Origin of the sequence: Bradyrhizobium paxllaeri (assembly GCF_001693515.2) — a bacterium.
In the GTDB taxonomy this organism is placed as follows: Bacteria; Pseudomonadota; Alphaproteobacteria; order Rhizobiales; family Xanthobacteraceae; genus Bradyrhizobium; species Bradyrhizobium paxllaeri.
This window is the reverse complement of sequence record NZ_CP042968.1, coordinates 6,017,606-6,040,169: the sequence shown is the minus strand read 5'-3', so window position 1 is coordinate 6,040,169 and position 22,564 is coordinate 6,017,606. Positions and strand designations below refer to the sequence as shown.

26 protein-coding genes are annotated in these 22,564 nt (G+C 58.9%); 11 read left to right on the top strand and 15 right to left on the bottom strand.

Features of this window, described 5'->3' with window-relative positions:
- Positions 1-35: 35 nt before the first annotated feature.
- The 6 genes from LMTR21_RS28850 to LMTR21_RS28825 all read right to left on the bottom strand — a co-directional run bounded on the left by LMTR21_RS28850 (position 36) and on the right by LMTR21_RS28825 (position 5,956).
- Positions 36-1,343, bottom strand: a complete 1,308-nt coding sequence (locus tag LMTR21_RS28850; RefSeq protein ID WP_065754320.1) for an ABC transporter substrate-binding protein — start codon at positions 1,341-1,343, stop codon at positions 36-38.
- Between the two features lie 185 nt (positions 1,344-1,528).
- Entirely contained in the window at positions 1,529-2,215 is a 687-nt protein-coding gene (locus LMTR21_RS28845; protein WP_065754321.1) for a cyclase family protein, read from the bottom strand.
- 37 nt (positions 2,216-2,252) lie between these two features.
- Positions 2,253-3,542 carry a TRAP transporter large permease gene (locus LMTR21_RS28840; RefSeq protein WP_065754322.1) on the bottom strand — a complete coding sequence of 430 codons (1,290 nt, stop codon included), beginning with the start codon at positions 3,540-3,542 and terminating at the stop codon, positions 2,253-2,255.
- Between the two features lie 5 nt (positions 3,543-3,547).
- Positions 3,548-4,069, bottom strand: coding sequence for a TRAP transporter small permease (locus LMTR21_RS28835; RefSeq protein ID WP_065754323.1), 522 nt, complete (start codon positions 4,067-4,069; stop codon positions 3,548-3,550).
- A 96-nt stretch (positions 4,070-4,165) separates the two neighbouring features.
- Positions 4,166-5,167: a TRAP transporter substrate-binding protein DctP gene (dctP, locus tag LMTR21_RS28830; protein ID WP_065754324.1), complete on the bottom strand. Its 1,002-nt coding sequence runs from the start codon at positions 5,165-5,167 to the stop codon at positions 4,166-4,168.
- A gap of 45 nt (positions 5,168-5,212) precedes the next feature.
- The gene (locus tag LMTR21_RS28825; RefSeq protein ID WP_065754325.1) at positions 5,213-5,956 is read right to left on the bottom strand and encodes a GntR family transcriptional regulator; all 744 of its coding nucleotides are present in this window, start codon (positions 5,954-5,956) and stop codon (positions 5,213-5,215) included.
- On the opposite strand from LMTR21_RS28825, the gene LMTR21_RS28820 reads away from it, so the two are divergent.
- On the top strand, positions 5,955-6,335 hold the full coding sequence (locus LMTR21_RS28820; RefSeq protein WP_065754326.1) for a hypothetical protein: 381 nt from the start codon (positions 5,955-5,957) through the stop codon (positions 6,333-6,335). The genes LMTR21_RS28825 and LMTR21_RS28820 overlap by 2 nt on opposite strands.
- 181 nt (positions 6,336-6,516) lie before the next feature.
- Here the strand turns inward: LMTR21_RS28820 and LMTR21_RS28815 are convergent, their stop codons facing one another.
- On the bottom strand, positions 6,517-7,524 hold the full coding sequence (locus LMTR21_RS28815) for an alpha/beta fold hydrolase (RefSeq protein WP_084030745.1): 1,008 nt from the start codon (positions 7,522-7,524) through the stop codon (positions 6,517-6,519).
- Between the two features lie 531 nt (positions 7,525-8,055).
- Between LMTR21_RS28815 and LMTR21_RS40355 the strand changes: the two genes are divergently transcribed.
- Positions 8,056-8,244, top strand: a complete 189-nt coding sequence (locus LMTR21_RS40355) for a hypothetical protein (protein WP_187399215.1) — start codon at positions 8,056-8,058, stop codon at positions 8,242-8,244.
- Positions 8,245-8,661: 417 nt separating this feature from the next.
- Here the strand turns inward: LMTR21_RS40355 and LMTR21_RS28800 are convergent, their stop codons facing one another.
- Positions 8,662-9,039, bottom strand: a complete 378-nt coding sequence (locus LMTR21_RS28800; RefSeq protein WP_283813519.1) for an NUDIX domain-containing protein — start codon at positions 9,037-9,039, stop codon at positions 8,662-8,664.
- A gap of 413 nt (positions 9,040-9,452) precedes the next feature.
- On the opposite strand from LMTR21_RS28800, the gene LMTR21_RS28795 reads away from it, so the two are divergent.
- Complete coding sequence (locus tag LMTR21_RS28795) at positions 9,453-10,826, top strand: IS1182 family transposase (protein ID WP_065754328.1); 1,374 nt, start codon at positions 9,453-9,455, stop codon at positions 10,824-10,826.
- Between the two features lie 389 nt (positions 10,827-11,215).
- On the top strand, positions 11,216-11,419 hold the full coding sequence (locus tag LMTR21_RS28790; protein ID WP_065754329.1) for a cold-shock protein: 204 nt from the start codon (positions 11,216-11,218) through the stop codon (positions 11,417-11,419).
- Between the two features lie 325 nt (positions 11,420-11,744).
- Here LMTR21_RS28790 and LMTR21_RS41655 read toward each other — a convergent pair whose 3' ends face one another.
- From LMTR21_RS41655 to LMTR21_RS28780, 3 genes are all read right to left on the bottom strand, one after another.
- Complete coding sequence (locus LMTR21_RS41655; RefSeq protein WP_347339185.1) at positions 11,745-11,858, bottom strand: DUF3551 domain-containing protein; 114 nt, start codon at positions 11,856-11,858, stop codon at positions 11,745-11,747.
- A 6-nt stretch (positions 11,859-11,864) separates the two neighbouring features.
- Positions 11,865-11,999, bottom strand: coding sequence for a hypothetical protein (locus tag LMTR21_RS41650; protein ID WP_347339133.1), 135 nt, complete (start codon positions 11,997-11,999; stop codon positions 11,865-11,867).
- A 207-nt stretch (positions 12,000-12,206) separates the two neighbouring features.
- Positions 12,207-12,452, bottom strand: coding sequence for a hypothetical protein (locus LMTR21_RS28780; protein WP_065754330.1), 246 nt, complete (start codon positions 12,450-12,452; stop codon positions 12,207-12,209).
- Positions 12,453-12,954: 502 nt separating this feature from the next.
- On the opposite strand from LMTR21_RS28780, the gene LMTR21_RS28775 reads away from it, so the two are divergent.
- The 4 genes from LMTR21_RS28775 to LMTR21_RS42075 all read left to right on the top strand — a co-directional run bounded on the left by LMTR21_RS28775 (position 12,955) and on the right by LMTR21_RS42075 (position 16,250).
- The gene (locus tag LMTR21_RS28775) at positions 12,955-13,161 is read left to right on the top strand and encodes a hypothetical protein (protein WP_141688408.1); all 207 of its coding nucleotides are present in this window, start codon (positions 12,955-12,957) and stop codon (positions 13,159-13,161) included.
- A 143-nt stretch (positions 13,162-13,304) separates the two neighbouring features.
- Positions 13,305-13,520 carry an ABC transporter permease family protein gene (locus LMTR21_RS40635; RefSeq protein WP_210250536.1) on the top strand — a complete coding sequence of 72 codons (216 nt, stop codon included), beginning with the start codon at positions 13,305-13,307 and terminating at the stop codon, positions 13,518-13,520.
- Positions 13,521-13,546: 26 nt separating this feature from the next.
- Complete coding sequence (locus LMTR21_RS28765) at positions 13,547-13,795, top strand: hypothetical protein (RefSeq protein ID WP_141688409.1); 249 nt, start codon at positions 13,547-13,549, stop codon at positions 13,793-13,795.
- Between the two features lie 1,930 nt (positions 13,796-15,725).
- Positions 15,726-16,250: a septal ring lytic transglycosylase RlpA family protein gene (locus LMTR21_RS42075; protein WP_084030746.1), complete on the top strand. Its 525-nt coding sequence runs from the start codon at positions 15,726-15,728 to the stop codon at positions 16,248-16,250.
- A 650-nt stretch (positions 16,251-16,900) separates the two neighbouring features.
- Here LMTR21_RS42075 and LMTR21_RS28745 read toward each other — a convergent pair.
- Positions 16,901-17,914 (bottom strand): alpha/beta fold hydrolase, encoded by a 1,014-nt coding sequence (locus LMTR21_RS28745; protein WP_065754335.1) that lies wholly within the window; start codon positions 17,912-17,914, stop codon positions 16,901-16,903.
- A 313-nt stretch (positions 17,915-18,227) separates the two neighbouring features.
- Here LMTR21_RS28745 and LMTR21_RS41305 point away from each other — a divergent pair, with 313 nt between their 5' ends.
- Positions 18,228-18,581 (top strand): hypothetical protein, encoded by a 354-nt coding sequence (locus LMTR21_RS41305; protein WP_246174399.1) that lies wholly within the window; start codon positions 18,228-18,230, stop codon positions 18,579-18,581.
- 42 nt (positions 18,582-18,623) lie between these two features.
- Positions 18,624-18,752 carry a hypothetical protein gene (locus LMTR21_RS41300; RefSeq protein ID WP_246174393.1) on the top strand — a complete coding sequence of 43 codons (129 nt, stop codon included), beginning with the start codon at positions 18,624-18,626 and terminating at the stop codon, positions 18,750-18,752.
- Between the two features lie 368 nt (positions 18,753-19,120).
- Here the strand turns inward: LMTR21_RS41300 and LMTR21_RS28735 are convergent, their stop codons facing one another.
- The 3 genes from LMTR21_RS28735 to LMTR21_RS28725 form a co-directional block, all read right to left on the bottom strand.
- Positions 19,121-20,293 carry a sensor histidine kinase gene (locus LMTR21_RS28735; RefSeq protein WP_065754336.1) on the bottom strand — a complete coding sequence of 391 codons (1,173 nt, stop codon included), beginning with the start codon at positions 20,291-20,293 and terminating at the stop codon, positions 19,121-19,123.
- Between the two features lie 169 nt (positions 20,294-20,462).
- Entirely contained in the window at positions 20,463-20,750 is a 288-nt protein-coding gene (locus LMTR21_RS42070) for a short-chain fatty acyl-CoA regulator family protein (protein WP_210250535.1), read from the bottom strand.
- 598 nt (positions 20,751-21,348) lie between these two features.
- Positions 21,349-21,573: a helix-turn-helix domain-containing protein gene (locus LMTR21_RS28725; protein ID WP_065754337.1), complete on the bottom strand. Its 225-nt coding sequence runs from the start codon at positions 21,571-21,573 to the stop codon at positions 21,349-21,351.
- A 503-nt stretch (positions 21,574-22,076) separates the two neighbouring features.
- On the opposite strand from LMTR21_RS28725, the gene LMTR21_RS28720 reads away from it, so the two are divergent.
- A complete protein-coding gene (locus LMTR21_RS28720) occupies positions 22,077-22,529 on the top strand; it encodes an Hsp20 family protein (protein WP_065754338.1) in 453 nt (150 codons plus the stop codon).
- The last annotated feature ends 35 nt before the right edge of the window (positions 22,530-22,564 follow it).

Sequence of the window (22,564 nt, the reverse complement as noted above, 5' to 3'; positions counted from 1 at the left end):
GCTGCTCGATGGCGTTTTTCAAATGCCGGTGCCGTCTAGTTGCACTTGGCGCCTTGCATGCCGCCCTTGATCCACTCGATCGACTTCACGCCCGGTGGCGGGTTGACGCATTCGGCGGCAAAGTACTGGATATCAATCAGATCGACCCGCTTGAGATCCGGATTATATTTGGTGCGGCTGAAGGCGATCGGCTGAATCGCCTGATGGCCGTCGGCGAGCTTCATCTGGATGAGTCCGCCAGGCGACGGCCACTCCAGGCCGGTCATTGCGGCGACCATTTCATCGGTCGAAGGCTTCTTTCCGCCGTTCTTGCTCATGGCCTTTTCGACCGCGGCCTTCAATCCGAGAATCGATTGCGTAATGCGATAGGCCGCCTGAACGGGGTAGACGCCATTGGTTGCCTCGTACCCTTTGAAGAGCCAATCGTTCAGCGGGGATTTCTGCGACATCAGGCCATAAGAGCCCCGCGCGCCGATGATGGTGCCGTCGGGCATCTTGTCGCCGAGCGGCGGCAGCACATGATCGGCGGCGCTGAAGACGAGCTGGCTACGCTTGGGCAGCCCACGGGGAGCCGACTGCAGAACGAAGGCCTGCAAGTCGCCGCCCCACAGGCTCGAATAGACCACATCGGAGCCAGCTCCTACGAGGGCGGAAATTTCGGTGCCGTACTGGCCCGCACCGAACTTGGGCAACAGGTCCGTCTGAACCTTGACGTTGGGGTAGAGCTGTTGTGCGGCTGCGACGAAGTCAGCCCGGCTGTCCTGGCCCCAAGCGTAATCCTGATTGATCGCCGAGAGCGTGTCCATCTTGATGTTCTTGGCCTTCATGTACCTGACGAGGCCGACGTTATCCATCGTGGCATGTGCGGCAGTGCGGAAGACGTAGTTGTATTTGGCTTCCTCGAAGATACGCGGCGTGCCGCAATCCATCAGCACCAGCATCTTCTTCAATTCTTCGGCGATCGGCGCCACTGCCAGGCAGTCGCCCGAACTGATGTAGCCGAGGACGACGTCGACATTATCGCGCTGGTAGAGGTTACGCAGCTCCTGCACCTGCTTGGTGGCGCCGCCATTCTCGTCGATGATGACGGGCTCTACCTTCATGCCGCCAAATCCGACCTTCTCGTAAGGTGAGGGCACCGAACCTTTATTCAGCTGGTCGATGACGAACTGCGCGCCGTTGCGTGCGGGAACGCCGAAGCTATCGGCTGCCGGCCCGGAGAGAAACGTTACGATACCGAGCTTGAAGGTATCTTGCGCAGATGCCGGTGTCGCCATGAGGAGCGACATCGCAGCGACGGATGCAACAATGAGTGCGCGGTTGGTGCGCCGAAAATGATCCATGAACTCCTCCCTGATATCGGCGGGTGTGCCCGCCCGATCGTCCGCACCTTTAGTCAGGTGTCGGTTTTTATTGGGATGAGTTTAGGCAAGCTTTTGCGGCGCGTCCATACACGTGACGTTGGAAGGGTAGCGGCCTGATGCCGCCTTTGGCGACGATGTGCCGCCAGTGCGTGCTGCCGGCTCTCTCACATATCGAACACCGCCACGGCGCGGATCGGCGAGGCCGTCCCGCCGCGCCACTTCATCGGCAGGCCGATGAAGGTGAACTGGCCGCGGCCGAGCAATGCTTCGAGATTGCACAGGCTCTCGATATGGGTGATGTCGAGGTCGAGGCAGGCCTTGTGGACGAGGGCGTTCACCTTGCCCTCGGGGCCCGGCCGCATCGAATCGATGCCGAAATGCACGACGCCTTGCTGCGCCAGCCACTCGGTGGCCGCAACGTTCACGCCGGAATTGTCGGTCGAATATTCCTTGCGGGGGAATGTCCGTTCGTGGTGACCGGTGCAGAGCAGGACGGTGCCGCCCTTCGGCACCGGCACGCCGGCCTTTGCCACCGCCGCCTCCAGGTCCGCAGGCGTAATCTCGGCGCGTGGCGCGATGTGGCGCAGGTCGATGCAGATGCCCGGCACGATGCATTTCTCCAGCGGGTACTGATCGATCGAAATGCCGCTCCTGCCGAAATGCCGGGGCGCATCGATGTGGGTGCCGGCGTGGTCCACCATGGAGATGAACATCGACGCCAGCCCGTGCACATTGCCGGATTCGGCAAAGGATTCCTCGTGGGTCTTCCAGATACCATGCATGACCGGCGGGTGGCCGGGATAACTCGGCGTGCGGTGATAAAGCTCTCGGCTGAGGTCAACGATCTTCACGCGGTGTCTCCTCTGCCCGCGAACTGCGGCGCCTGAACTAGAACCCGAACGCCCTCGGCAGCGCCAGCGACAGCCAGGGCACGTAGGTCACGATCATCAGCACCGTAAACATCACGTAGTAGAATGGCCAGATGCCGCGCATCACCTCATCGACAGAAACCTTGCCGATGGCGCAGCCGACGAACAGCGTCGTCCCCACCGGCGGCGTCAGCAGGCCAATGCCGAGGTTGAGCAGCATGACGATGCCGAAATGCACCGGGTCGATGCCAAAGCTCTTGACCACCGGCAGCAGGATCGGGGTGCAGATCAGCAAGAGAGGCGCGAGATCGAGCGCCGTTCCCAGAATCAGCAGCATGATGTTCAACCACATCAGCAGCACGTATTTGTTGCTCGATATCGCAACAAAGAATTCGGTCATTTTCGCCGGCATCTGCATCAGGGCGGCGACATAGCCGAAGCACGATGCGGTTGCGACCAGCGTCAGCACCATCGCGACCGTCTGTAGCGTCTTGTAGACCAGTAGCGGCAGCTCGGACCATTTGTAGTCCCGATAGATGAACATCGTGACGAAGAACGCCCAGACGCAGGCAACCGCACCGGCCTCGATCGGGGTGAAGACGCCGGTGAGGATGCCGCCGAGGACGATGACCAGTGTCACGATCCCCCATACGGCGTCGCCAAGCATCTTGACCGCCTGCCGGATTGGGACCGGTTCGCCCTTCGGATGCTTGTCGCGATAGGCGTAGAACAGGCAAAGCAGCATCAGCGAGAAGCCCAGCAGCAATCCGGGGATCACGCCGGCGAGGAACAGGCTGGTGATCGAGACCACACCGCCGGTCGCCAGCGAATAGATCACCGAATTGTGGCTCGGTGGGACGATGATCGCCTGCAGCGAGGCGCTGATGGTCACATTGGTTGCGAACACCCGTGGATAGCCCTTGGCGGCCATCTGCGGGATCATGACCGAACCGATCGCGGAGGTGTCGGCGACCGAAGATCCGGAAATGCCGCTCATGATCGTGGTTGCGAGGATATTGACCTGTGAGAGGCCGCCCCGGATGCGCGTGAAGCCGACGACCACGGCCGCAAAATCTACCAGCCGCCTCGCCATGCCGCCCTCGGCCATGATGGCGCCTGCCAGCACGAAGAACGGGATGGTCAGCATTGAGACTTTTCCGACGCCGCTGGCAAATTGCTGCATGACCGCGCCGACGGGCAAATCGATCCAGAGCGCGCCGACGAGCGCGGACAGTGCGAGCGCATAGGCGATCGGCATGCCGATCGCGAAGAACAAGCACATGCTGAGAAGCAGAACCGCGATATCCATGGCAGTTACTCGACCGGTACGTGAGCGTCAGCGCCATCCCGCGGCGGCGGGCCAATGGTCAGGCGTTCGACGACGAACAGGAGCATCATTGCGCCGCTGACCACGATCGGAAGATAGGTGATGCCGACCGAAAGCCAGGGAAACTCATCCACCGAATTATCCCAAGTGGTCTGAACGAGCCGCAATCCCCAAACGACCATGAAGATGGCGATCACGCCCATCAATATCTCGCTGAGGAATAGCGAGGCGCGTCGCAGCAGGGGCGGCAGCAAGTCGGTACCGACAGTCATGTTCATGTGGATGCGCTGGCGATAACAGTTGGCCGAACCGATGAAGGTGATGCCGACGGTCAGCAGCACGGCCATCGGCTCCGGCCATGACGAGGCGCTGTTGAGGATGTAGCGGGTATAGACGGCCCACGGAATGACCGCCGAGACCAGCACGAGCGCCACGCACGCGATCGTGGCACCGGTCCAGTAAACGGCATCGTTCACACGCCGGAAAATTCCGGCCGCAGAATTGGACATTTTGACCTCGAAGAGTAACGGCGCCTCAAATCGCGTCGGCAACTCGGCGGAGCGGCCGGAGCGAACCTCCGGCCATTCGCGATCGCCAGTCGTGTCCTATTGGACCGCTTCGATACGCTTGACCATCGCGGCATACTTCGCGCCGTACTTGTCCCAGACCGGCTTGACGGCATCCTGGAACGGCTTTTTGTCGATGTCGGTGATGATTTCGGTTCCGGACGCCTTCATTTTTTCGATGGCGGCGTTCTCGGCTTCATACCAGAGCACGCGCTGCTCGGCCTGCGCTTCCTTCGAAAGTTTCTTGATCAGCGCTTGGTCTTCCGGCGACAGTTTCTGCCAGGAGATGCGCGAGAACACCAAGAGCTCCGGAATGATCAGGTGCTCGGTCATCGTGAAATACTTGGCCACCTGGTTGTGGTTCTGCGCGATGAACGATGGCGGATTGTTCTCGGCGCCGTCGACCACGCCGGTCTGCATCGAGCTGAACACCTGATCGAAGCCAAGCGCGACGCCGTTGCCGCCCAGCGCGTTCATGGTATCGACGAACAGTGGATTGCCCATCATGCGGACCTTGAGGCCCTTGAGGTCGGCGATGGTCCGGATCGGCCGCTTGTTGTTGTAGACGTTGCGCGAGCCGGCATTCATCCAGCACAGCGCGATCAGGCCGGTCTTTTCGGCCGAGGAAATCTTCGCCAGCAACTCGTCGCCGATTTCGCCGTCGATGACTTTCTCCATGTGCTTGGAGTTACGGAAGACGAACGGCATGTTGAAGACGTTGACGTCGTCCACGACGGGGCCGACGGCGCCAACCGAAATACGGGCGAACTGCAGTGCGCCGAGCTGGGCCTGCTCGATCATTTCCTTTTCGCCGCCGAGCTGCATCGAGGGGAACATCTGGATCGTCAGCCGGCCATTGGTGGCGGCTTCCAGCTTCTTGCCCATCCGAACGACGGCTTCGACCGTCGGATAGCCGAGCGGGTGAACGTCGGAGGCCTTCAGCACCATTTTGGTTTGTGCAAAGGCGGACGACAGCGGCGCCGTGGTCGCCATCGCTGCCCCGAGCCCTGCGCTCAACTTGATGAAGTCGCGGCGTTTCATGTTGTTCCTCCTGATGTTGTTTATCGTTTTATGGGCTTTCGAGCTCTAGGGTCGCTCGTCGAAGTACTCCGGATTGATATGCTGGGTAGCCGAGATGTTCTCGAGCAGGTTTTCGAGGTGGATTTCCATCGCCCGCCTTGCGCCCTCTGCGTCATGCGCCTCGATCGCAGTCAGGACGGCCTCGTGTTCGACGATCACCTTTGCGATCCGCCCGCGCTGGGGCAGGGTCAGCCGGCGATAGCGATCGACGTGAACCTTCACCTGCTGGATATATTTCCAGATTCCGGGATAGCCGGCGACCTCGGCGACTGTAGCATGAAACATTTCATCGGCTTGATGGAACGTGTCGCTGTCTCCGGCCGCGCTGGCCTCGCGCTGGCGTTCCAGGATCGACTGCAGCGCCAGGATCTGGCTCGAGGTCGCGCGTTCCGCGGCCATCCGCGCGGTGGTCTCCTCCAGCGCCTTGCGGATGATGATGGCTTCGGGGAGCGCAGCCACCGGAATGCGCGAGACGAAGATGCCGGACTGTGGATAGATCTCCAGCAGGCCTTCATCGGATAATTTGAGGATCGCCTCGCGAACGGGGGTGCGGCTCACCCCGTAGGAGAGGGCGATCTGCGCCTCGGAAATCGCTTCGCCGGGGCGGCGCTGCAGGGACACCAGTTCGCCGCGAAGATCGGAATAGATCTTCGATGCTGCTGTCGCCGCACGCGGTCTGCCGCTGCGGCGCGAGCCGGCGGCAATTCGGCGAACCGTTGGATTCGTCCTTTTCGATGCGCGGGCGGGCATGGCTGCTTTCTCAATTGATATATTAGTATATGAATTCGCGTTGGCAACCAGAAATCGTGCGCGCGCGGATTTTGATTCCGCCGAGGCCGTTGCCATCGTCGCTATTGAACGCCTTGTTGTGGATAAAAGCATTGGCCGTCTTATGCCAACAATCGCGGTACTCGTTGAATGTTCGGCAGCTATCGTAGATCGCAAGGAGGCCCTGGGCATCCTGGCGCGGAGACTGGAAAATCTTGCCTTTGTTGCTTCGCCAGCGTTACTGCCCGAGGGGTTGGACACCTTCCGGGCAATTCAGTCGTTCAATGAAGACTTGGCGCCTCTGCTCGGTCGGGCGATAGCCACGGCTCGCCTAGGAGTACCGTCGGGAACAGCTGGTTGAAGCAGCGATGCTGGTCCGGATAATGTGAATTGGCCACTCCGCCTCGCGACTTTACCAGTCGCTGACAAACCGAGTTACCGGCTTACGTCACAACAGAACACGACAGCGTGCCACCATTCCAACACGCATGGCGGCGATCAGGCCGACATCGCGCCACTGACGCGCGGTACTTTTGGGTTATTCACCGAAATGCGGCGCGAACCTCTTCGATGGTCTGCTTCGGATTCTGGAGGTGAGGGTAGTGCCCGACACCGGGAAGAAGCATCAGCTCGGCGCCAATCTTGTCGGCGAGCTCGATGCCCATCTCCTTCTTGATGTAGAGGTCCTTCTCGCCCCACACGACCTTCACCGGGATTGCGAGTTGCTCCAGATGCGATTCGAAGTGGTTCTGGTCCCGCGTAAAGTGCGCGTAGTAGTACGAGAACGCATCCGCTGTCGTTATTGCGCCGTGACCCCAGGCGCGTGACATGTCGTCCTTGAAGTCGCGCGGCACATCGAATTGTGCTTCTTCGTGCAGGCCTCTTCTGAACGCGTTCTCGAGGATGTCGTCGCGATTCTTGTTCAGCTGGTCACGAGCCTGGCGCATCAACGGTCCAGCCTTCAGGTTCTGCAGGCTCTCGTACATGTACTGAGGTCTATCGAACGGGGCGAAATCGCCGACGATGATCGAGGTCGCGATGCCGGGCTTCTCCTGGGCCAAGAGAAGTGCCGGCAGAGCTCCGATGTCCGTTGCGTAGATCGTGAGCTTTGATGTGTCGATGCCCGCCTTGCGTATGTAGTCGTTCAGAACGCGTGCGTAGTCGCTCGGAGCGTACGAAAACCTGTCGACCGTCGGCCGCGACGAAAGCCCGAAGCCCGGCCAATCGAAAGCGTGGACTTCGTAGTCGGCGGCGAGGGTAAGAGAGATGTCTTTCCAGGCGTAAAGTGTCTCCGGAAATCCGTGCAGGAAGAGAACGGTCCCCTTCGGGTTCGTGTTGCGGACCACCATTCTCCGGAGCGTGATGTCCTTGTCGATCTCGAGGAAGCCGATGTCCGCCTTCTGTTCCTGTCTGGAGAGAGTTTGGGCGTGTGCCGGTGCAACGAAAGAGCCGGGTAGTGAAGCGCTGAGTGCCGTGACCGCAGCGATTGCTATAGCGACGCCACCGTGACATCGGCCGCGAAGGTCGATTTTCTCCAAGCTATTGCTCATGGTCGGTCTTCCAAATTCGAATGTCGCGTGCGTGCAGCTGTGATGCCGGTTGCCTGGCGTTCTTGAGCTGCTTACTCGCTCAGCTTCAGAAGCGGCTTGCCTTTCTCGACGATGTAGGTGGCAAGCTCGGCGGCCTTGCTAGAGCCGACGTTCTTCACCGCGTGCGGCTAATAGAGGCTCACATACAGCAGCGGCGTCGGAGACTGCTTTTGCGTCGTTACGCCATACTGGCGCACCTGGTCCGGCAATCTGCTGAGCGCCTGACTCACCCAGACGGTTGGGCGGTATGAATGCAGCGTTGTCGGCGCGGCAAGCCAGGAACCGATCGCTGACCGGGATGGGCATCAGCTCATCAGCCTCCAATATTCTTGCCTTGGTGTGGAGGGCATGCTGAAAGGCACGGTGTACACAGCGTCTGCGATCAGTGAGTGGGACGGTCCTCAAGGAACGTATTTGTCTGCTGGCGGAATTGTCCGAGCGTCCGGGGGGCTAGCAGTTAGCCAACTCACCGAGGGTAGAGGGTCCGTTGTCATGAAAGATGGCAAGCCTGCCGGTAGAGAAGCTTCTGGAAAAGCGCTGTTCAAGTTCGCTTCCGGCACACTTGCCGCACTCTCAGGCAAGGCCGTCAAGTTTGAAGCCAAGCCAACAGGCGTTGGTCGATTTAGCATCGAATTGACGACTGACAGCGAACCGGGTGCTGTTGGCATGAGCCGGCAATAGCGTCCAACGCGCAAATAGCCTTGCGCTACACGGGCGGGATAGTGAAGCGTACGCCGCCATTCAACCTCGTCGGAGTGGCGGATGACGCGCCTTCGATACCCCGCTTGTTGATAACGACCTACAAGGATCGCGACAGCCGCCCATGGCCCGAAAGCGAAGTCCAGTCTGGCTCTTTGATTGTCGCTCATCGGGGCAAACCGGAAGCAGCCGAACGATCTTCCGCACGGCGCCTTTTGACCGATTCAGACATTGGGGGGCCAGTCTTTGCTGTGACGCACAACACAGCCCTCATGCAAATGATGTGGTGTCGCTCCCAAACCGTGCCATTGACATTCGCACGATCGGTCGCCATCCGCTCGCGTCGGTCGGAAGCTTTCAGCCTTCAAGGATCGTGAACATTGCAGTAGCGTTGCGCGGTCACTCTGAATGGCAGCCCGGCGGAATCGTCCTGTCGAGATAGACGGCGACCGGCCCGGTCAGCGCCATGCCGCGCAACTCACTCGGCGATATCAGCCGCGCGCCGATGATCTCGCGGTTGTCGAGCTGTAACTCGGGCAGCCGATCCAGTCGTAGTTCAAAGAAATGCACTTTATCGTTTCGCCCGTCCCAGAGGCCCCAGGCGTCGCCCACGGCGACCAGCGGGAATGCTCCGGTGAGGCCGATCTCTTCTGCCAGCTCGCGCCGAGCCGCTACTTCAGGCGTCTCACCCTGCCGGACAGTGCCGCCGGGGAAGTTCCACTCGATCCTATACGACGAGCGCACCAGCAGTAGCGCCGGACCGACGTAGACAGCCACAAGCGCCCCCTCATGCTGCTGGTGCCGCAGCCGCCACCAGATTCGGGCAAGCGGGAAACCGACGCGGTATGCTGTCCGCCAGGCAGCGTCGAGAAGCGTGGAACGTCGAGCTTGTCCAAGGTCTGACATGGATCAACCTCTACTATCTTTGCCGGTAAGAAGGACAGCTTTTTGCCGGCACTGGGGCTCGGGCTGTTGTCCCAGCTACATCTTGTCGTGCCCCTGAAGCCGAGCCGTCGACATTCGAACGATGCCCGCCTCCATATTGCTGCGAGCCGACCGGGTGATCGAATAGGGGCTGCTTGCGGCTGCGCATGAGTCTGTTTTTGGCCGATTTTGTTGCAAAAGTCGGTTGAGACAGGTCGCGAAGCGTGATTCCGTTGTGTTGACGCGATTCTCGGTGAGGTCGATCCATGATGGGCCGTCTGAAGAGTGACCAAGGTCAACTGTTCTACGAGTTTCGTCTTGGCGATGCGGTCCCCGAAGATCATCTGGTGCGGAAGATCGACACTGCTCTCGATCTGTCCTGGCTCCGCAGCGAACTTGCACCCCATTATTCGTCGATGGGCCGCCCGTCGATCGATCCGGAACTGATGATCCGGATGCTGGTCGTGGGGTATGTCTTTGCGATCCGCTCGGAGCGGTTAATCTGCCGTGAAGTGCAGGTGAACCTCGCCTATCGTTGGTTCTGCAAGCTCGGTATCGAGGATGCTGTCCCGGATCATTCGGCGTTTTCGCGCGCCCGCAACGAACGCTTCCGCGACGGAGATATTTTTCGCCGCATGTTCGAACGGGTCGTCGAGGCGTGCATTGCGGCCGGACTAGTTGGCGGTGAAGGCTTCGCCGTCGATGCGAGCCTGATTGCGGCCGATGCCAACAAGCAGCGCTCGATCGCTGGTCAGGATTGGCGCAAGGATCGCGATCCGGCAAGGTCAAGCCGCGCTGTGAAGGAGTATCTGGCGACCCTTGACGATACGGCGTGGGGCGCCGCCAGCGAGGTTGTCCCGAAGTTCGTCTCGCCATCTGATCCTGCGGCGCAGTGGACCGGAGCTCACAAGGGGCCGGCATTCTTTGCTTACTCCGACAACTATCTCATCGATGTGAAGTTCGGCGTTATCGTTGACGTCGAGGCCTCTCGCTCCATTCGGCAGGCCGAAGTCGGTGCGGCAAAGACCATGATCGAGCGGACAGAGGAGCGCTTCGGCCTCAAGCCAGAGCGGCTTGTCGGGGATACGGCTTACGGTGCGGCTCCGATGCTGAACTGGCTGGTCGAGGAGAAGGGCATCGCGCCACACATCCCCGTGTTCGACAAATCGAAGCGGGACGATGGCACCTTCTCGCGTGGTGACTTTCGATATGACCCGACGAGCGACGTTTATCACTGCCCTGCGGGTAAGACCCTGACTACAACCGGGACATTGGTGAATGACGGAACCACGCTGCTCTATCTGGCGAGGAAGCATGATTGCGACGGCTGCGAACTCAAATCGCTATGCTGTCCGAAGGCTCCGTTTCGCAGGATTCCGCGCGACATCCATGAGCACGCCCGAGACGTTGCCCGGTCTCTCGCGGACACCGAAGCCTTCGAGCAATCACGGCGTGAGCGCAAAAAGATCGAGATGCGGTTCGCCCACTTGAAGCGTATCCTGAGGCTTGGTCGGCTTCGATTGCGCGGGCCTCAAGGTGCTCAGGATGAATTTGTTCTGGCCGCAATAGCTCAGAATCTCCGACGGTTCGCTTCGCTGGTCGCTCGACCACCACCCACTACGGCTCTGTGTGCCGCGTAGCGTTGGAGTTGCGTAAACCGCGTAACGGCCGGCAGATCAAAGCCGGTCGTCCTAAGCCGAATGCTCACGGTCATCCATCGGCCGTGGCCGACTTTCGCAACAAAATCGGCACTTTTCTGACGTGAGACTTTCTCGCAGCGATTTCTCTTTATGGGGGTAAAGCGGACGTATCCTTGAGCTCGGGATTGAACCCGTCATGGCGGTTAAGCGCCTCAGGAATTGCGGCGCTCTAAAAGGCCATAACCCATTTGGGTGATGTCATCGCCTTCGGCTCGCCGCGACTCCGATAGGACTCACAGCGACGACTTTTTGCCATGAAGCGGCCATGAGCTTGGCCGACGAATCGCGCGTGATTGAGATCCATCTTTTTCATTAAAGGGAGATACTAATTGGCGATAGGGACAGTGAAATGGTTCAATCCCACCAAAGGTTATGGATTTATTCAGCCCGACAACGGAGGCAAGGACGTGTTCGTCCATATCTCGGCCGTTGAAAGGGCGGGATTGAGCAGCCTGAATGAGGGTGCGAAGGTTAGCTACGAGCTAGTTACCAACCGCGGTAAAGAGTCGGCCGAAAACCTCAGGATAGGTTGATTGTCGTGACTCGCAGGGCCCGCCGGTTCACGCTGGCGGGCCACTAATGAGGCACTCCAAAAGATCTGGTTGGATGCCCCTAAAGCGTAAGTACGAGCCAGTCTGCCTTTTGCTATCGAGGGATGTGCCGAAGCCAGTTTGTTTCTCGGCACAGGAGACGCATCTCACTTGCGGCCCCAGTCCGCCCCCCAAGGCCCCCGCTGGGGCCGTATCTTAGTTGGCGGCAATTGCAGTCCACAACGACCTCAGCACCTGCCAGACGATCGCCAGCACTACTATGATCACAAGCATAGCGTAAGCGGTCCTGCGGACGATGCGGCTCACTTTAGTAGACCCGGCGATGCCGCCGATAACCCGCGGGTTCTTGCGCGCTCGCGAAATATGGATTGATGACGCAATGTGCCGAGCGGCCCGATGCCGACGCGTTGCACTGAGGCAGCGACGTTTAGCTGCATTCGTAATAGATGGTCCGGTCGTACAAGCGCAGACAAACCGGAAATGCCGGATCGTACATCTGGGTGGCGGCCGGCCCTATTGAGACCATCCCGATCGCCAAAATCGCCAAGGTCAGAATGCGCATCAGAGCCTCCTTCATTCCAAGGCCTCATACTCAAGGGCTACGCCTTCGGGGTCGTTCTCCTCAAACCACTGCTCGGGGTCGCCAACCTGCTTGCTCGTGTTGACGGACAAAAACAGTCATTGGTCTCTCTTCAGCTTGCGCTTGCCCCAATGGTGACTTTTCCGATCGAGATCAAAGACCCGTGGAGGTTAATTCTGGAACTGAATTTTAGCGCAGGCCCATTACCAAGCCTTGCTTGCTGCTACCTTGAAAGTCTGGCCGGACATCGGCGCCGCGCTTGCCACATGGCTTACAGACGAACTGCGGCTCGACGTCCGAGAGCCTTACATGATCCGGCCAGCGATCGGCGGGCAGGGTGATGGAGTGGCTACAATGATAATCGCCGCAGAAGACGACGACATCGAACACGCCCGATTCCCGCATCTCGCCAAAAGTGATCTTCTGAGGCCGCATGCCGCTATCAAAGCGTCACCGCGGTCGGTCGGCAAATTATCAATCCGTTGTGCCTAGCTGGCTTCGGGGACCCCGCGCGTCGTGGGTCCGGGTGCGGATAGCCGGGCAGAGAAACACAAAATGGGTGTCGGGATGGCGGTCAGATCGGTGCTGTCCTGCGGGGGCAGGGGGCATCTGTCGAGCCGTATCCCTCAACAAGCCGTGCAGCGTCGGCTAGCGCGGCGCGCGCCGGGCCGCCTCCCTGATGCCCGGGGATCAAGACAGTCGGGATCACGTTATTACGCTCCTCGTGCCCTCGCTGGCGATCCTGTAGGTCAATCGACGTGGACACCGTAACGGCCGCCAGTATCATGATACTGGGATTTGCCAGCGCCGTCGCAGCCATGCTGGTCCGGTCCGCTAGGCCGGCTCGCGCGCCAGCTTCTGTCATCGCGAGGATCACGATCGGATCACGGCTCGCAGCTGATTGTCCGACCCCGGAGAGGAACTGAGGGATCCCATCATGACCCAGCGAATCTACACGGTGAGGGCGCGAAATTGCGAGTACCGCGCCGCCAAGCCGACGCTCGAGGAAGCTCTAATTGTTGCACACGAGAAGGTTTGGCAGATCGCGCCCGGCGCGAAGGTGTCAATTTATCGAGGCACGGAGCTGATCGGCGAGATCAGACCGATGAGCGATGTCAGAGAAGGTGCCAGAAGGGCGGCCTAGAAAAAAATCGCTCAAGGCGATCCCTCGCGATCTTGAGGATGCGGCGATGATCGACGGGCTTTCGCGGCTCGGCGCGTTCGTCAAGGTGGTGATGCCGATCTCGCTCGCCGGCGTGCTGCGCGGTTATCTTCGCGTTCACGCTCGTGACGCAGGAATTCGTCTACGGCGTCACCTTCATCACCTCCGTATCGAGTTACACCGTCAGCGTCGGCGTACCGACTTTCCTGGTGCGCGGCGACGTCTATTTCTGGGGCTCGATGATGGGCGCCTGCTTGATCGCAAGCGTTCCCATCGCGATCATCTACAATCTCTTCGTCGACCGCTTCGTGGCCGGCTTTACGGTGAGGGCGGTGAAGTAGGGCGGTGGCACATGTCAGGCGCGAGCATGTCGGATCAGGAACGCGAACGGCATGAAGTGAACGGCTGCCTTGAACTTCTTTTCGCCTTGCGCTCGGAATTCGCGCAATGGCAGGGAGAGGCGCGGGACGGCTCCGCGCGCGAAGTGTTGGAGAATGTCCTGGGTCATATCGAGGCGCTGGAACGCGAGTACCGCGCCGCGCCGGGACGAACTGCGGGAGCAGCAGGCTACCCTAGCTCGCCGACCCGCGAGCACAAAACGCCGCCTTCAATATGAAAACACGATCCGCAGGATGGGCGCGATAGAAGGACTTCGCCGACGTCAAGATCCTAAATCCTCTTCGGTGATGTTTGGCAATAACGACAGTATCTGTTGACGCGGCGTCCATTCGTCGCCGCACACGATCTGCTCATTCCCGTTCCATGCCACCCCACAGCACGCAAGCAGACACGTTTACGTGTGACCTTTGCGGGGCAACTGTCTATGCCACAATGGCTGTTTTCATTTGGAAACGACTGCCAAGCTATTGATATCCTTGGAGGGCATTTTGAATCTTTTTTCCAAATGCGTCTTGAAATCGTTGAATAATCAAACGGATTTTGATTCCGCCATTCGGAGGTTCGATCCCTCCCGCCCCAGCCATTGATATTGCTTATCAAAATCGCTTATTTCACTGCTTCATTCTGAACACCGCGTTCCGCTGCCCGTTGCGAAAGCACCCAAGCAGTTGGTGCGTGTCGACCCCTTTTATTGCAAGCAACGCTGCAGCCATTCCTGCGCGTTCGCAATGAAATCCTGGGCTAGCTTCGTATCAAGCGCCCGGGGTTCGAATCCGTGGAGAGCGCCGGGAACGGAGGTGAGGGTCGCGTTGACGCCGGAGGCACGCAAGCGGTCGGCATAATCGCGAACCTCGGCGCGACCGTGGGCGCGGCTGCGTTCGGCGCGGCTGCGGCGGGCGCGTACTATCGCGGCGGCTGCGGCTACGACGCCTACGGCAACTATGTTTGCCCCGGCAGGTACCCGTACTGAGCGGCGCGACACTGACAGTCACGAAAGGATCGGGCGGCCACCCTGCGCCAGCGGGATGGCCGCCTGCCGCGCCTGCCGGTATGTGCTGCCATGCTCGACTTCGTAATTGCAGGGCCCCCGGGGACCACCGGGGCCGTGCAAAGACGCATCAGGGCGCTCGGACTGATGCACTCAATAATGAAGGCTCACGCCGGCACGCCGTGCGAGCGCAAGTCCCGGTTCACGTTCAGCGCTTTCCGTGCTGACAAGAGCGCAGCTCTCGCATCTGAACAGCCTGCATTCCGCGTGATCGCCCAAGAACTTCATAGGCTGCAAGCAAAGCTCGCATGCCATCACGGGCATACTGCGTTCTCTGAAGAAAAATTTCATTTCCGAGGTCCTCGCGCCTTCAGCATAGAGATTCGCGTTCCGGTTAAAGCTAGAAACCGCGTTCGACAGAAGCGCGTTGCGCCAATTTTCTCTTCATACGTGCCGGCATCGACTTTTAACGATCTCTCCCGTGTCACCAAATTCGAGAGCTGTCTGGCGAACCACGAGCTCGTCACCCTCTGCCTGCAAGCCTTCAAGTTCGCCAGCTGGACTCTCAGCGAATTGCAGCCGCCAATATTCGGTGATTGCGGCGCGGCCAACTACTGTCGCCTGACCATTGCAGCATTCCGCGGCGCTCTCAGAGTACAAGTCTGCTATCGAAAGATCGCTTGCGCGGTAAGCGTCCAGCCAATCAATCGCTGCGGCCATCGGGTCAAAAGGAACTCATCTGTCCTACCTACTTGCCATGAACGGAGCAGGTTAGGACCTGTCGACTGAATGTTAGCTGAACAACATGTCCAAAATGGTCTCAGCACCGAGACTAGGACAGCTTGCAAGTGTGCGGACTCATTCGAGGCTTGGAGGCTCCTCGAACAAGTCCGCAACCGCCGCCGCGGCCTTCAACCAAGCTCAACTGAACCATTGCCGTCTGCACGTTAGCCGACGCTTGGCTAGTATCCCCAGCACTGTGACACGGCGGCCTCATGGCCGGGCAGGGTCATTTTTGCTGCATTGCGCCCTTGTCGTCGTGCCAGCCTTGTATCGGTATCAACTCACCGCTCGTCACCGCGACAATCGTCCGTGCTCAGGAACGCTGCCTCATGAATCTGCATTTCATAGTCGTAGTTTTTGTTCTTGAGGCCTTGTCATGCGTCTGCTTCATTTTGGAATACTCGCGATTGCTGCAGTCCCGGCCTGGTTGGGCGTTCAAATAAATTCTGCTGCAGCACAATCCTTCGACGATAGATGGTCCATCATCCCAAAGGCCCACGCAGAGCCAGCTCCCGAGCTGCCCAACGAGAGCAAGCAAAATCTGCAAGAGCAACCTTCGATAAGGGAAGAGCAGACAAGCCGTCCCTCGTCAGGTCGCTCGGCATCTCGATCTTTGAACCGCGCGTTCTCCGGAAAAGCCTCCTACTATTCATACTCGAAGAGGAAAACGGCTAGCGGCTCCTCGTTCAATCGAGATGCGCTGACTGCTGCGCACCGCAGCTTACCATTCGGCACCAAGGTTCGCGTAACCGAACAGACGAACTACAGATCCGTAGTCGTTCGTATCACGGACCGGGGACCTTGGGTTCGAGGCCGCGTCCTCGATCTTTCGCTCGGTGCTGCACGCAGCTTAAGAATTACAGACCGTGGCGTGGCCCAAGTTCGCGCCGAGGTGCTTTAGCCTGTTGTTCTATTCGAACAGCCGAGCACTTTGCCCGTAGTCGCGATTCTCATCACGTGCGGGCACATCTCCTTGTGCAAAAGCCGCACGGCACCGATCGCTGAGTTGCGGAGTATTTCGCCGCAAGCAAGCCACGATCCTGTCCACATCGGGGATTTGCGCGCCGCATAGCCGCCAAACGTCGGGCGTGCATGCCCGTTGTTGTTCCCAGGTTCCGCGATACTCTTGCGAAAGGGCGGTACTCTGAACGGTGATGCCGCAACCGACCGCCAATGCAAAGCTCAGAAGAAATCGACCCGCTCGCATGTCCGCCCTATCTTCGATTGAACGTGCGGAGTATCCGCACAAATTACTTCGCTCTGTGTTTGAAATTAATGCAGCTCAGGAAGGTTCGCGAGCACAACAACTTGTGAACGGGGAAAGGAGCGCCCACCGCATCTACGCCCGGTGCGCCGAGGTCATTGAGCCAGCCAAGGCACCTCGATGGTTAGTGCGCCTTGCAGGAGAGGCATCGTCGTGGACGCCCATCGCGAGCGCAGGCTTCGCCGGCTAGGTCCTATCCGTCCTGGCCGGAGCCGACCGCTCGTAGAGGGCTTAGACTCAGAAATCGGCGGATCATTTAGGGCTGTACAGCAATTAGCGATGCTGCATCAGTGCGCTCGTGAACGACCTGGCTCGCGGTCTCGTCTAGCTGTTGCGTCCTCATCCTGGGACGAGATGATCCGCAACGGCTCCTCCAGGTTATCGATGGTCCGCGCAATGGCGCCACCGTCGGCATAAGTCACCATATGCCCGGCCTCATTCACAAGGTGCAGATCGGAGCGGCTGAGCACTTGATGTAGGCGTCGAGCCTGCTCAGCTTCGATAAGCTGGTCTCCTGCTCCGTGGAAAATATGGACCGGGCACCGAATGCTTGAATAGCGCGACTGCAGTCGCGCTGCTTCCGGAATCAGAAACGCACTTTCCTCCGCGGCCGCCCTCAGTTGCTTCGGTCGAAGCGTCAGGGAGGCTGGAAAGCGATCCTTGAAATTGTCCGGAACGGAGCGAGGCGCAAAAAGCATTCGAAGTAGTGCAGGCAGGATGGTCCAGGAGATGACTGGGGCTACGGTGTAGCGCATCAAATCACCCAACACCGGCACCGCTGGACCTGACATCATCCAGAAGTCCCACCGTCGTGTCGGAAAGTAGTAACCGGAGGCAAGCACGAGACCGCGGACGGGGTAGTTATCCTGCAATCCGATGGCGATGGCAACCAGCGCACCCCATGAGTGGCCCAGCACGACAGGTTCGCGCACACCGAGTTGGTCAAATGCCTTCACGAACAGCGCCGCCTGGGACGTCGCCGTCCAGATGCGCGCGCGGGGCCGTTGACTATATCCGAAGCCTGGCCGATCAAAGCATAGAACCCGGTTGTGACGAGCAAGACGGTCCACAAGCCCGCTGATTATGAGATCCTGGATCAACGAGCCGTTGCCGTGAAACAGCACCACGCTGGGCGCTGCCCGATCACCACGCTCAAGGTAATGAATCCGGACGCCTTCACACTCGATGAAGCTGCCTATGGGCGGGTCTTTCCGTTCAGCCGCGAACGAGAATACGAGGTTCCCGATCACTAGAACGAGAAGAACGCCCACACCGATGGAGACAATTTCAGCAGAGTGCATTTGCTAAGCCTCGCGAGGTCAATAGCCGGCAGCATGGCCCAGCCAAGCCAGTCTGCAGCATAACCGGGACACGTTGTCGTCGTTCCAAAGCGCTATCGAGGATCTCAGAACGATAGCCTTGGAACGGTCTCACCCAAGTCGCGTTGCTCGCGAAGGAGCTGGGCACGTCATCAATCAAGGAGAACAAAAATGACAAACCCACATCAAGAGCACAGGCCTACGCACGGCATGGAGGACGCGGCCCGCCGCGCCGGCGAGAAGGCCGCTGAACAGACAAGCCGCGTCGGACAAACTGCAGCCGATCAGACCGCGCGTGTTGGATCAGACCGCGCGTGTTGGACAAGCAGCGGCTGAAGCCGGCGAGGAAGTGGCTCGAGCAAGTGCCAATCTGATCAAGCAAAACGTCGAGACGTTACAGAACGTATGTCGTTTCGGCTTGGACATGACGACTTCGGTAATGGGCCAGTCTACTGAGCAATTTGGTCGTACGCTCGGTTTGTCAGGAGACGGGGTGCAGCAGGCTACCGAACGGTCGGCTCGCAACGCACAGACCATACTTTACACCGGCACCCCTGCTGCCAGGACGATGAGCGAAATGTCTCAAGAGTACTTCGAGATGATGCGGCATCAAGTTGAGAAGAACACGGGACGCATGAATGACTTATGATCCTGCCGGACTCCTCAGGACTTTGCAGCCGTTCAGAGTGATATGGTGCGGGAGACCGTAGAAGCCGCTCTGGAGTGTAGCCGACGGATTGCCGACATGTCGCTCAAAATGGCCGATGAAGCCGGGAAGCATATCAAGCAAAACATGGAAGAGAACCGGCGCGCGGCCTAACCCGGGCGTACGGGTTCGACGGCGAAAAAGAGCGGCTTACCGTCAGCCACTCTTGCACTTTCGGCGGAGACATTTCGAGCAATCAAGCAGCTCACATCATTGCGCGTGGTCGCGCCTGAGGTGGCCGGTCCCGACGCAAGGACACTGGGCCCACGCTGAAAGCTAGACCGCTTATCTAATGATTCGGACCGCTTGAGGGCGTATCAAAGCGGTTCGGCCTGTGTTTGCACGCGATTGACTTTATGGAGGATTCGGCAAAAACGATGCTCTTTGACTATCTGAGAGTTGCTTAACTCGCCCGGTCTGCAATTGCAGAAGTCAGCCGTCCGAGCCAACTGCGCCACCCTTCCAAAGAAACCGGATTATCATCATGCAATCAAAGGAAACCGCAGCGATGTTGTCGTGCCCGAGGCGGAGCTCTCCTGTTCGACGGTCCCCCCGATCTGCCTTGCTAGGGAGGCAATCAGGTTTAGTCCGGACCCGCGTTCGGTTGCATTTTGTATGCCGCGCCCGTTGTCGGACACCGACAAGATGGCCTCGCCATAGCCAATGCCTCCTTCCAAACGGACCCTAATCCGGCCGCCCTCGGGCCCGAAGGCATGCTTGATGCTGTTCATCGCGGCCTCGTTCAAAATGAGGCCGACCGGTACCGCCCGGTCAATACTCAACTCAAGCTCATCGGTAATCACATCAACTTCGACTTCCTCAATCTGTTGATGGATCGCGCTACACAGTGCGCGAATGTAATCGGAAAGCTTAACTATCTGACGCTCGTCTCGAGGTGCGAGCTGATCATGCGCGAGCGAAATCGCATTGATGCGGTTCGCGACATGGTCCAGCGCGCGGTGGAGTTCCTGACTTTGATGTCTGCGTTTTTGAAGTGAAATGGAAGCCAGAACGAGCTGAAAGTTGTTCTTTACGCGATGTTGCATTTCGCGCAGCAAAATATCTCTTTTCTGGGCCTCCGCAGCAGCGGTCAATAGGCGTGTTTCTTTGTCGGGAAACTCAAGGTGACGAAGTACGAAAGTTCCTATCAACGCAGCCGCGGCGGTCAGGAAATCGGTTGTATCCTCAGAGAAGTCTCTCGGCGTGGTACTGTCCACCTCCAACACGCCCCACGCTGCGCCGTCAATCCGCACAGGCACGTTTGTGAGAGAGATAATTCCGTGCTCCTTGAGAAAATTCGAATGAACGTATTCGTCCTGCTCATTCAGATTTTTGATATTGACCGGCTCGGCCGTCTGAAACGCCCGTCCAGGCGGTGAACGCAGGTCGGCTGATAACGTGGCGGTGCGGACGACACCTTCCTTCCATCCAATACCCGCAACGACAAGGAGATCGGACGTTCGCGGACGATATTGGAGAACCTTTACGTGAGTTATCTCCACCGCTCGGGCGATCTGCACGACCGCTTGATCGAGGAAGCGATTCAAATCCGCGTTTTCACCCACAAGTCGAGCGATATCCACCAGAATGCGAACATGGCGCCGGAGCTTGTCCAGCACTTCACTTTCATTCATGCCACCCGATTGATGTTGCATCGAGCATAACGTTTCAATTTCGGATTGGTGCCAGAGAGTCCGCTTCGCAGCGCAGATCCTGTTAGCCGGGCGGCCTCCGATTGCTGAATCATCGGGAATCGTTCCGGGACGAAGTCAAAACTCGATCCTGATGGGCGTTTGATTCTCGGTGATGCCCAAGACGAAGCGGTCATTGTGCCGACGTCAAGCAGGCGTCCGGTCGGTGGTAGCGCCCGGTGACATCCTGTGCCAATAGGGTCTGTCGCGTCGGGCTCATCCAAATCCAAGCTCTTCGAGTAGGCCGTCTCGCTTGCATAGGCATTTCGCATCCGAGCCCGACTGCAACTGCAAGCGGGCGGGCAAGAAAGGAACCCGCGGAAAGACTCACAGTTCGGGCGATGCTGAGATATCTCGTCCCGTCCGGTGTCGCGGCCAATTGGACCATGATGCGGCCAGGATGCGAAAACGATTGGTGCACGTTCCAGAGAGTGCGGTCCTCAGATGGACGGGCTGCTCAGGAAAATCCGCCAGCTAGAGACCGTCCTCCACATGAACGAGTGGCTCACCTCTCCGGGGCTTCGACCACCAGAACCAGCCTAGGAGAAGTAAGGCTGCCTCAGTTGGCGGCCGTCGGCTCGGCTACAATCTGCCACGGCAGTCCGGCTCGAACTGACAGTCCTAATTCGCCCTTCCGCGAGTGTTGCATAGCGAACTGACTGCGCCGACTGACTCGCGCATACTAGTCTTCCGGGATTTTGCATCCTACCTTCCCGGGGCTGGAGCAACGCCGCCTGCGTTCATTTCAAGCGGGCGGCGTTGTTTATTTGCGTGTGCTAATCTGTCGCTGCGAGTGTCCTGCTTAGTACCGCTGTGGAGACGAGGGGCATGGCACTTCGGCTGGCGCATGGTCAAGAAGGTCGGCACCAGTCGGAAACGGTCGAGCGCCGGCTAGGACGTTAGGAACGCGATCGAGGGTGGCGGGTGAGGCGCTGTCGCATCTTCCCCAGGCTGCGACTCCTCAGTCCAAGAAGGGTCCCAGTGAGCTGGCTGGGACCCTTCTCGCTTTGAGGACCGCTCTACGTTGCTACACCGATTTCCTTGATTGCTTGGGCCGCAATATCGGCCGGGTCGCGGATGCCAGTCTGTGCGACTTCGATGATTTTCCTGGCTAGCAGCTCTGCCAGCGGGTCGCCCCGGTCAACGATGCCGATGGTGCGCAATGCTTGCTCAAAAGCAGTCGTCACGCGGCTGATCTCTTCCGGCCCCATCGGCATATTTTGCAGTAGGCGATAAATGGGCATCTGAGATCCGCTGGGCTTTGTATCATCATAGGGAAATCCGCAGCGGGCACGCCAGATCCGGAACCTAAGCCTTTGGTTCAATATTGAACAGATATTGCCATCTTTTCCCGCTTCCATATTAGATGCCAGATAGGCTCCACTTGTCTGGTTGTGTAAGAGGGAAGCGACTTGAATGGCCTCGGTGCATGCTCGCGCTGAGGCCATTTTTGACCATCCCCGCACTAACCGATCCTGCGTCCTCAACGTCCGGTAGAACCGATGACGCATCTTTCCCTGGTGCGATACCCAAGAAGGTCTCGGCGGAAAGGGGCCTCAAGCTGCGGACGTGACGAAGTCCCAAAAATTTTTTTGCTCTCCCCTTGAACTTTCTTGGCGGTTGCAGATTTTTTTGGTCGCCACAGAAATGGTGGCCGGGGCGCCTTCAGGGGCCCCGAAATCAAGGCGGGCGCCGGAAGGTGTCCGGTGCCAGCTCGTACCCAACTTGCTCTTTGGAGGATTTGGCTATGAGGTATGATTGGACTCCCCTGTGGAGGTCGACCATTGGCTTCGACCGCCTGTTTGACGTTCTCGACGAGGTCCAGCGGACCGCCGAAGAGAGCTATCCGCCCTACAACATCGAACGGCTGGACGAGAACCGCTTCCAGATTTCGGTGGCACTAGCCGGGTTCACACCGGACGAGGTGACGCTTACGGTGGAACAGAACGTCCTGACGTTGGAAGGCCAAAAGGCCGAGAAGGACGAGAAGACCTTTGTGCATCGCGGAATGTCGACACGCTCGTTCAAGCGCCAGTTCACCCTGGCCGACCATGTCGAGGTCAAGGGTGCTCGGTTTGAGAATGGTCTACTGGTCATCGAGCTCCAACGCGAGATTCCGGAGGCCATGAAGCCGCGCCGCATCGCCATCACAGGCGCAAGCGCCGGGCAGGTCAAGCAGATCGAGGGCAAGGCCGCTTAACCAAACTCGCGGCTTAGGACCGATCACTGCCGCGC

Excerpts from the sequence above, each read along its gene's own strand:
- LMTR21_RS28795 (WP_065754328.1), top strand. The coding sequence starts at position 9,453 with ATGATGGGCCGTCTGAAGAGTGACCAAGGTCAACTGTTCTACGAGTTT.
- LMTR21_RS42075 (WP_084030746.1), top strand. The coding sequence starts at position 15,726 with ATGCGTCTGCTTCATTTTGGAATACTCGCGATTGCTGCAGTCCCGGCC.
- LMTR21_RS28765 (WP_141688409.1), top strand. The coding sequence starts at position 13,547 with ATGTCGGATCAGGAACGCGAACGGCATGAAGTGAACGGCTGCCTTGAA.
- LMTR21_RS28825 (WP_065754325.1), bottom strand. The coding sequence starts at position 5,956 with ATGCCCGCCCGCGCATCGAAAAGGACGAATCCAACGGTTCGCCGAATT.
- LMTR21_RS28850 (WP_065754320.1), bottom strand. The coding sequence starts at position 1,343 with ATGGATCATTTTCGGCGCACCAACCGCGCACTCATTGTTGCATCCGTC.
- LMTR21_RS28725 (WP_065754337.1), bottom strand. The coding sequence starts at position 21,573 with ATGCCCATTTATCGCCTACTGCAAAATATGCCGATGGGGCCGGAAGAG.
- LMTR21_RS28815 (WP_084030745.1), bottom strand. The coding sequence starts at position 7,524 with ATGAGCAATAGCTTGGAGAAAATCGACCTTCGCGGCCGATGTCACGGT.
- LMTR21_RS41650 (WP_347339133.1), bottom strand. The coding sequence starts at position 11,999 with ATGCGCATTCTGACCTTGGCGATTTTGGCGATCGGGATGGTCTCAATA.
- LMTR21_RS40355 (WP_187399215.1), top strand. The coding sequence starts at position 8,056 with ATGAAAGATGGCAAGCCTGCCGGTAGAGAAGCTTCTGGAAAAGCGCTG.
- LMTR21_RS28745 (WP_065754335.1), bottom strand. The coding sequence starts at position 17,914 with ATGCACTCTGCTGAAATTGTCTCCATCGGTGTGGGCGTTCTTCTCGTT.
- LMTR21_RS28720 (WP_065754338.1), top strand. The coding sequence starts at position 22,077 with ATGAGGTATGATTGGACTCCCCTGTGGAGGTCGACCATTGGCTTCGAC.
- LMTR21_RS28780 (WP_065754330.1), bottom strand. The coding sequence starts at position 12,452 with ATGCGGCCTCAGAAGATCACTTTTGGCGAGATGCGGGAATCGGGCGTG.
- LMTR21_RS28820 (WP_065754326.1), top strand. The coding sequence starts at position 5,955 with ATGGCTGCTTTCTCAATTGATATATTAGTATATGAATTCGCGTTGGCA.
- LMTR21_RS28735 (WP_065754336.1), bottom strand. The coding sequence starts at position 20,293 with ATGCAACATCAATCGGGTGGCATGAATGAAAGTGAAGTGCTGGACAAG.
- LMTR21_RS41300 (WP_246174393.1), top strand. The coding sequence starts at position 18,624 with ATGGTGCGGGAGACCGTAGAAGCCGCTCTGGAGTGTAGCCGACGGATT.
- LMTR21_RS28840 (WP_065754322.1), bottom strand. The coding sequence starts at position 3,542 with ATGGATATCGCGGTTCTGCTTCTCAGCATGTGCTTGTTCTTCGCGATC.
- LMTR21_RS28835 (WP_065754323.1), bottom strand. The coding sequence starts at position 4,069 with ATGTCCAATTCTGCGGCCGGAATTTTCCGGCGTGTGAACGATGCCGTT.
- dctP (WP_065754324.1), bottom strand. The coding sequence starts at position 5,167 with ATGAAACGCCGCGACTTCATCAAGTTGAGCGCAGGGCTCGGGGCAGCG.
- LMTR21_RS28775 (WP_141688408.1), top strand. The coding sequence starts at position 12,955 with ATGACCCAGCGAATCTACACGGTGAGGGCGCGAAATTGCGAGTACCGC.